Origin of the sequence: Clostridium sp. (assembly GCF_016650095.1) — a bacterium.
Lineage (GTDB): Bacteria > Bacillota > Clostridia > Clostridiales > Clostridiaceae > Clostridium_AD.
In genome coordinates, this window is the sequence record NZ_JAENWL010000167.1 from 1 (window position 1) to 7,552 (window position 7,552).

A 7,552-nucleotide genomic window follows, 5' to 3' on the forward strand; every position below is an offset into this window, starting at 1 on the left:
GATAAAATTATCATGAGTAATCCAGAAATATCATTAAAACTATTACAAGTTATTTCAAAACGTCTATCTCAGACTGAAAATCTTGCCCAAAATCTTGCTACTAATGATGCAGAAATAAGAATTGCATTTATGCTTTTAGAATTTGGAGAAGAATATGGGACATCTACAAGCCAAGGCTTACAAATTAACTTACCTATTAATAGAGAAGAGATGGCGAACTATGTTGGAGTCACAAGAGAAACCATAAGTAGGAAGTTAAGTATATTTGAGGACTTAGGTATTATTAGTCTTAAGGGCAACAAAGTACTGATTATAAAACAAATAGATAAATTAAGATCATATGTAGAATAATAATTTCAAATCAACCTAAAAGCTATTATATTAGCCTTGGGGTTGATTTTTTTTGTAAATTAGGGAAAGAATAAACAAAGCTCCAATTTGGGAGATACTACTCTTATTAAAAACTTGTAACGTAAGTTACCGTATAATAGAATGAAAACTAGTATTCTATTATCAAAGAAGTTGATAATATCGATTATACTTTAAACATAAATTTATTAAAAAATAAGGAGGTTTAATTATGGATGCAATAGATTTAATGATGGATGAGCATAAATATATATCACGAGGATTAAAGGTATTTAGGAAATTAAGCATAGAAATATTGAATACTAATACTGTTGATTTTGTATCTTTTGAAAAGATGATTTTATTTGTTAGAAATTATGCCGATAAACATCATCACAATAAGGAAGAGGTTATCCTATTTAAAAAGATGGAAACTCAATTAGGTGAAAAAATGGTAAAAGGGCCCTTATCCGGAATGTATATAGAACATGATTTAGGAAGGCAACACATTAAACTTTTAGAGGAAGCTCTTTTGAGAGTTAAAAATGGCGACTTAGATTCACAAGTTGATATAATCGCAAATTCTATATGTTATAGTGATTTATTAATAAGACATATTGATAAAGAAAATAAATTAATATATTCCTTTGCTAGAAGAGCATTAAGTAAGGCTGACATGGTGGACATAAATGTAAGTTGTGAAAAACTTGAATCCATAGCAACTGAAAATCACTTGCAAAAGGAATATATAGATGTTTTAGAAATGCTTGAGAAGAAGTATGTTACAGATTAATTGATATACATTTATACTAAATCAATATTTATACGAGGAGGAATTTATAATGAGCAGATTTTTAGCACCAATTCACACTTCATTATTCAATAAAATAAAGTTAACTATAGTCTGTTTATAATTTTATATAAGCAGCTTAAGTTTTATCCAAATATCCGCTTTTAATAAAAAAATAAAATTGATGAGTAAGTACTATTATTAGAAATCGCAAAGTTATATCTAGTGCAAAATCATAAAATATAATGAATTTTTAATAAATTTTACTATTTTGATTTAAATCACATTCTTATAGATCAAAGTTAATTAAAATTATGTCATGGAAACAAAATTTATAAAAATAGATATAGAAGGGAGATTTTAAAGATGGATAACAAAAAAATAAAAAAATTAACCGAAGTTTTACAAAAATTAAACCAGGAGGGTGTAACTGAAGCTTTAAGAAAAGAAGCCTTAGATATTGTTTCAAATATAAGTCCTATTGAACTTTCAATTGCAGAGCAAAATTTAATAGAAAAAGGAATGAAGCCTCAAGATTTAAGACATCTTTGTGATATACACATGGAAGTTTTAAAAGACGAACTTGATAAAATTAAAACAAAGATTGAACCGGGTCATGTTGTGTATACCCTTATCGCTGAACACGATAAAATCCTTGAATTTTTGACACAACTTGAAGAAATTAATTCTAAAATTCAAAAGACTGAAAAATATATTAACAGTTTAGAAGAAATTAAAGAATTAAAGACTATTATATTTAATATATTAGATGCAGAAAATCATCACCAAAGAGAAGAAAAAGTATTGTTTACTGAGATGGAAAGCAGAGAAATTACTGGACCAACTCGAATTATGAGAATGGAGCATGAAGATTTAAAAACTAGGAAAAACTTTTTAAAAGTGACAGCAGAAGAGGCCTCTGAATTAAACTTCAATGAATTCAAAGAAAAAGTAGATGAATCAGCAAAATATATTATATTTAACATGAGAGACCACATATTTAAAGAAAACTATATTCTATATCCTACAGCAATAGAATCTATACAAGGAAAAGACATCTGGAATGATATGAAAAGAAGATGTGATGAGATAGGTTATTGTGGATTTACACCTAAAGCATAATTTAACATTATCAAACCGCATTTTCTCTAAGTTATTCATAAACCATGGTTCATAAAAAATAATTACTATAACAGTTGAATCTTAAGCTGATAAAGTGATTATTTTTTGATCACTCTATACAGCACTTTTTTCTTTTGCATACATAATTACCCCTAAGCTTCTCAATATCATGCCCTTCAAATATCAAAAACTTTTCCCTTAAAAAGCCAACCCTACTTCTACATATTCCAATACCCTTTTGTGGTAACACCCTATGAGTTGGTATAAAATAGGAAACTGGATTCTTCGCAACTGCACTACCAATAGCTTGTGCTGCACCTAGTTTTCCTAGTGACTCTGCCAATCCTTTATACGTGCAAACACTCCCTGCACCAACTTTAGAAACAGCATCAAAAACAGTTTGCTGGAAAGGTGTAAAATCTGTTAAATCCAACATCATATTATGAGTTCCTGTTTCTAAGAAATTCAAGGTTTCCTTAACTAACAAATGTATCATGGAATTTTGTTCTTTCTCCTCACTAAAGCTTTTTAAATCTATAAGCTCATTGCCATTGTTATTTTTCAAAGATAAATACTTTAACCCATTAGATGAAAAAGTAACACTTATGATATCTGTTTCTAAAAAATCAATAATTTTATTAACCTGCATTACACATTCTCCTTTTTAAAAGTCCCTACTGTTATTTATATCTTTCCAAACCTTATAATTTATTATACACTTCTTCCCTTGGTGTAATTCTAATAATTGACATATTAATTTTTCAACATTTTTATTAAATATTATCATGTAATTACCAACCCTTAATCTATAATCTTCTGGATTTCATTGCGGTATTTATACAGTCAGGCATGCCACCCCAAAAGTTTAAGTTGCGAAAGATACTCAAAGATAAATGAGTATATTAGCGCTTTGATAGCTTATTTGTTATTACAGCTGTTTACAAAAGAAAAGTAAATAATATGAGAAATGAAGTATGGTATGACTAATCATATTCGTTTAGAAACAAAAACTTCTAATATCAGTATTCCAATAGTAATAAGTATGAGTGTTAAGTCATACTTACTTTTTCGCAATAATTTGTTATGTTACAATAAAAGAACGTATGTGAAGAGAATTCCTCAGCTTTACTCTAATTTAGTAATACCAATGAGCTATAGAACAATTAATTGAATTCAAAAAAATAAAATGTACTTTGGAGTGATGTCGATATGATTAAAAGTAAAAATATTCCACTTGTCATGTGGGTGGCACCAAATCCTCAGAAACTTACTAGGAATTTTTATGCCAGAGAAACACTGCAGGTTGCCAGGGAACTTTTAGGGAAAATACTTGTACATGAAGTTAATGGAGTAAAGCTAAGCGGTAAGATAGTAGAAGCGGAAGCATACATTGGATCAATAGATAAGGCATGTCATGCTTATGGTGGTAAAATAACACCTAGACTTACTACACTATATGGTAGGCCCGGAATTGCATACGTATATTTCATTTATGGGATGTATCATTGTTTTAATGTAATAACAAAAGAAGAAGGATTTCCAGAAGGGGTCTTAATTAGAGCTATTGAACCAATTGACGGGTTAGAGTTAATGTCAAATTTCAGATACAAGAAACCTTATAATGAACTTACAAAAGCTCAAATTAAAAACTTAACCTCGGGCCCCTCTAAGCTGTGCATAGCCATGAGCATAAATAAAGAAAACAACAACCAAGATTTATGCACAAGTAAACTATATATTGAAGATTCTGTAGAAAACGAAATAGTCGAAATTATAGAAACTAAGAGAATTGGTATTGATTATGCAGAAGAGGCAAAGGATTTTTTATGGAGATTTTACATAAAAAATAATATTTGGGTGTCTAAAAAATAGAAAATAGAGTTCCAATGCTTATATATACATCCAAATTGACATTATTCCATTTCACAGTTTTAGCTACATAATCAAGTATTCGATTGGCAAGTATTAAAGCATCATCTTTGCCCTTTATAAAAGGTTGTATCACAAGAAATTCATCTCCTCCAAGTCTTCCAATCATGTCAGCTTTTCTTACAACTTCTTGTAACCTTTTTGCTACTTTTTTTAAAACCTCATCCCCTGCATTATGACCATGTATATCATTTATTAATTTAAACTTGTCTATATCAAAAAGCATTACTGCAAATTTAGAGTTAGCTCTTTTGGCCTGTTCTAGTGTTTTATTAAATTGGTACATTAAAAATCCTCTATTAGGAATATTGGTTAGCGAATCATAATTTGCAAGGTATTCAATTTTTTCTTCTGATTTCTTTCGCTGCGTAATATCACGAATAATATGAACACTAAACAATTCGCCGTTTATGCCTGTAGTTGTCGAACTCACTTCTACAGGGAAATTTGTACCGTCTTTTTTAATATGGACGCATTCGAACACTATTCCTTCTAATTCTGAAATTTCCATTTGATATTCAAAGTCTTTCATAGTTGAAGGATGCCTTAGCTGTTGTAATTTCATATCTAAAAGTTCTGAGTGGGAGTAACCATATATTTTAACCGCAGTTTTATTTGCATCAATAATACCCCCATCCGACTTGAGGTATAAGATTATATCCTTCGCATTATCAAACAATATAGATTGCTTTTTTAACACTTCATTAGCTTTGATAATATCTGTAATGTCATTAAAAAAAATAATAAACTGACCTTTAGTTGGACTAATTATGTTAACTTTAAAATGCTTGTCTAAGGTTTTAAAATATATATTATGATGTGTGCCTTTGCCGCTTAGTGCAACTCGACCACATGCATCAATCCAATTTGAATTTATCTCGGGGTATACTTCCCTTATTGTTTTGCCTATAATGTCTTTTTTACTCATGCCAAACATGGTTTCAACGGAGTTATTTATTTCTAATATTTTAAAGTTCATAAGAGCTCCATCGCTTCCATAAATGACCTCATTCAATATAAAACCCTCTTCTAAAGAATTAAATAAATTACTAAAATACGTTTCACAATCTCCATTGCAGCTATAACGTTTAAACATTTACTTACATCGCCCCCTTCACCATTAAATACTTATTTATACTTATAACACAAATATTCAATTCAATAAACTATGCTTTAAATAAAAGAAAGTCAAGAAAAGTAACCGTGTAATGATTAGATTTTCCTGACTTTTAATATATTTTTTTATTAGTTAGTTTTAATGGCTATTAGCACTAAAATTATATTACATTTTTTCAAAATCGGATTTTGTAACTCCACATAATGGACAAACCCAATCTTCAGGGATATCCTCAAACTTAGTACCTGGTTTTATTCCACCATCTGGATCACCTAACTCTGGATCATATTCATATGCACAGACTATACAAACATACTTATCCATAACAACATCTCCTCTTAATTTATTTATATTATCCTAATATTTGTTTTAAATCATCTTCGGGTGTGCTTATTGGTTTAATATCAAAAGTGTCAACTAAGAATTGTAACACATTAGGACTTAAGAAAGCTGGCAGTGTTGGTCCTAAGTAAATTCCTTTTACACCAAGTGAAAGTAATGCTAATAAATCTGCAACAGCCTTTTGTTCGTACCAAGTTAAAACTATTGCAAGCGGTAGATCATTAATACCACATTTAAATGCATCAGCAAGTGCTGAAGCTATTTTAACAGCTGAATATGCATCGTTACATTGACCTATATCTAATAATCTTGGAAGTCCTGCTACCTCGCCAAACTCTAATTTATTAAAACGATATTTTCCACATGCTAAGGTAAGAATAATACAATCGTTCGGAACTTGCTTTGCAAATTCAGTGTAGTAATTTCTTCCTGTTCTTGCACCATCACATCCTCCAATTAAGAAGAAGTGCCTAATTTTACCGTCTTTAACTGCATTCACTATTGTTTCAGCATGAGCCAAAGTTGCTTTATGTCCAAATCCAACTAGAATTTCTTTAACTTCTTCATCTTTTTCGAATCCACCAAGTTCTACCGCCTTGTTTATCATTTCAGAGAAGTCCTTATGACCATTCTCATCAGCATCTATATGTTTTACTCCATCCCAACCAACAACACTTGTTGAAAAAATTCTATCTTTATAAGAGTCTCTTGGTTTCATTAAGCAGTTTGTTGTCACTAGGATACAACCAGGTATGCCATCAAATTCCTTTTGTTGATTTTGCCATGCTCCTCCAAAGTTGCCTACTAAATGTTTGTACTTATTTAGTTTAGGATATCCATGTGAAGGTAACATCTCACCATGTGTGTAAATATTTATTCCCTTGCCTTCCGTTTGTTCAAGTAGCATTTCAAGATCTCTTAATTCATGACCAGAAATTACGATAAATGGTCCTTTTTTAATGTTTACATTAACTTTTGTAGGTGTAGGTGAGTTATATTTCTCATTATTAGCTTTATCTAATACCTCCATAATCTTAACACTCATATCTCCAGTCTTAATTAAGTACTTGATAAGATCTTGAAGATTTAAACTATCATCGGTAAGCACTGCTAAAGCTATAAAATAAAATTCATCTACTTCATCACTATTATAATTAATAAATCTAGCTTGATGCGCGTAAGCCGCAATTCCTTTTAACCCGTATTTTATAGTTTCACGGACCGATCGAATATCAGCATCTAATTCTTGATCATACATAACGCCTGCTTTTTTAGCATCCTCAAGAATTTGTTCTTTAGTATCACTTAAATTATATAGTGCTTCCTCGCCAGTTACATTTTCACCTATTGCTTTTTTTCGTACCTCTTCTTTTATTACTTGAGATTTTTTAAGCATATCCATATGAGACTTCGGATCAAAGTTTACATTGGTTAATGTCATAAACAATGAATTTTCAACAAATGAAACCCATGACTTATCAACTTTTTCACCTTTAACTAAAAGTTTAGTAACATAACAACTTATTCCTTTTAGTTGGTAAATAAGTAAATCCTGCAGCGCTGCAATCTCTGGAGTTTTTCCACAGACCCCCATTTTAGTACAACCTGTTCCACCGAAAGTTTGCTCACATTGAAAACAAAACATTTTTCCTTGCATAAGTAACCCTCCTAAATTTTCATATTGTAATAACATTATCTTACACTATTATTGTGTAAAGATACAAGACAATAAGCAATATAATATTTATTTTTAAATATTATATTGCTTATTGATATAATCACTTATCTCATTTACTGCCAAGAAAGAGTACATTTTATTTTGTTTGCACAAAATTATTTACAAGCCCTCATCTTATTAAAATATTTTTATATTATATCAAACACCCATATCGTTGTTACTAAAA

General features: G+C 30.0%; 8 protein-coding genes. 4 read left to right on the plus strand and 4 right to left on the minus strand.

Features of this window, described 5'->3' with window-relative positions; translation table 11 throughout:
• From JJE11_RS10780 to JJE11_RS10790, 3 genes are all read left to right on the plus strand, one after another.
• On the plus strand, positions 1 to 351 hold a 351-nt coding region (locus JJE11_RS10780; RefSeq protein ID WP_291635433.1), incomplete at its 5' end, for a Crp/Fnr family transcriptional regulator.
• A 229-nt stretch (positions 352 to 580) separates the two neighbouring features.
• Positions 581 to 1,141 carry a hemerythrin domain-containing protein gene (locus JJE11_RS10785; RefSeq protein ID WP_291635435.1) on the plus strand — a complete coding sequence of 187 codons (561 nt, stop codon included), beginning with the start codon at positions 581 to 583 and terminating at the stop codon, positions 1,139 to 1,141.
• 363 nt (positions 1,142 to 1,504) lie between these two features.
• A complete protein-coding gene (locus tag JJE11_RS10790) occupies positions 1,505 to 2,260 on the plus strand; it encodes a DUF438 domain-containing protein (RefSeq protein WP_291635437.1) in 756 nt (251 codons plus the stop codon).
• A gap of 109 nt (positions 2,261 to 2,369) precedes the next feature.
• Here JJE11_RS10790 and JJE11_RS10795 read toward each other — a convergent pair whose 3' ends face one another.
• Complete coding sequence (locus tag JJE11_RS10795; RefSeq protein WP_291635439.1) at positions 2,370 to 2,909, minus strand: methylated-DNA--[protein]-cysteine S-methyltransferase; 540 nt, start codon at positions 2,907 to 2,909, stop codon at positions 2,370 to 2,372.
• Positions 2,910 to 3,499: 590 nt separating this feature from the next.
• Between JJE11_RS10795 and JJE11_RS10800 the strand changes: the two genes are divergently transcribed.
• Complete coding sequence (locus tag JJE11_RS10800; protein WP_291635446.1) at positions 3,500 to 4,132, plus strand: DNA-3-methyladenine glycosylase; 633 nt, start codon at positions 3,500 to 3,502, stop codon at positions 4,130 to 4,132.
• Here JJE11_RS10800 and JJE11_RS10805 read toward each other — a convergent pair.
• The 3 genes from JJE11_RS10805 to hcp all read right to left on the minus strand — a co-directional run bounded on the left by JJE11_RS10805 (position 4,122) and on the right by hcp (position 7,305).
• A complete protein-coding gene (locus JJE11_RS10805) occupies positions 4,122 to 5,285 on the minus strand; it encodes a diguanylate cyclase (protein ID WP_291635441.1) in 1,164 nt (387 codons plus the stop codon). The genes JJE11_RS10800 and JJE11_RS10805 overlap by 11 nt on opposite strands.
• Before the next feature lie 186 nt (positions 5,286 to 5,471).
• Positions 5,472 to 5,630 carry a rubredoxin gene (rd, locus tag JJE11_RS10810; RefSeq protein ID WP_291635442.1) on the minus strand — a complete coding sequence of 53 codons (159 nt, stop codon included), beginning with the start codon at positions 5,628 to 5,630 and terminating at the stop codon, positions 5,472 to 5,474.
• Between the two features lie 28 nt (positions 5,631 to 5,658).
• Positions 5,659 to 7,305 carry a hydroxylamine reductase gene (gene hcp, locus JJE11_RS10815; RefSeq protein WP_291635444.1) on the minus strand — a complete coding sequence of 549 codons (1,647 nt, stop codon included), beginning with the start codon at positions 7,303 to 7,305 and terminating at the stop codon, positions 5,659 to 5,661.
• Positions 7,306 to 7,552: the final 247 nt, after the last annotated feature.

Excerpts from the sequence above, each read along its gene's own strand:
- rd (WP_291635442.1), bottom strand. The coding sequence starts at position 5,630 with ATGGATAAGTATGTTTGTATAGTCTGTGCATATGAATATGATCCAGAG.
- hcp (WP_291635444.1), bottom strand. The coding sequence starts at position 7,305 with ATGCAAGGAAAAATGTTTTGTTTTCAATGTGAGCAAACTTTCGGTGGA.
- JJE11_RS10785 (WP_291635435.1), top strand. The coding sequence starts at position 581 with ATGGATGCAATAGATTTAATGATGGATGAGCATAAATATATATCACGA.
- JJE11_RS10790 (WP_291635437.1), top strand. The coding sequence starts at position 1,505 with ATGGATAACAAAAAAATAAAAAAATTAACCGAAGTTTTACAAAAATTA.
- JJE11_RS10800 (WP_291635446.1), top strand. The coding sequence starts at position 3,500 with ATGTGGGTGGCACCAAATCCTCAGAAACTTACTAGGAATTTTTATGCC.
- JJE11_RS10795 (WP_291635439.1), bottom strand. The coding sequence starts at position 2,909 with ATGCAGGTTAATAAAATTATTGATTTTTTAGAAACAGATATCATAAGT.
- JJE11_RS10805 (WP_291635441.1), bottom strand. The coding sequence starts at position 5,285 with ATGTTTAAACGTTATAGCTGCAATGGAGATTGTGAAACGTATTTTAGT.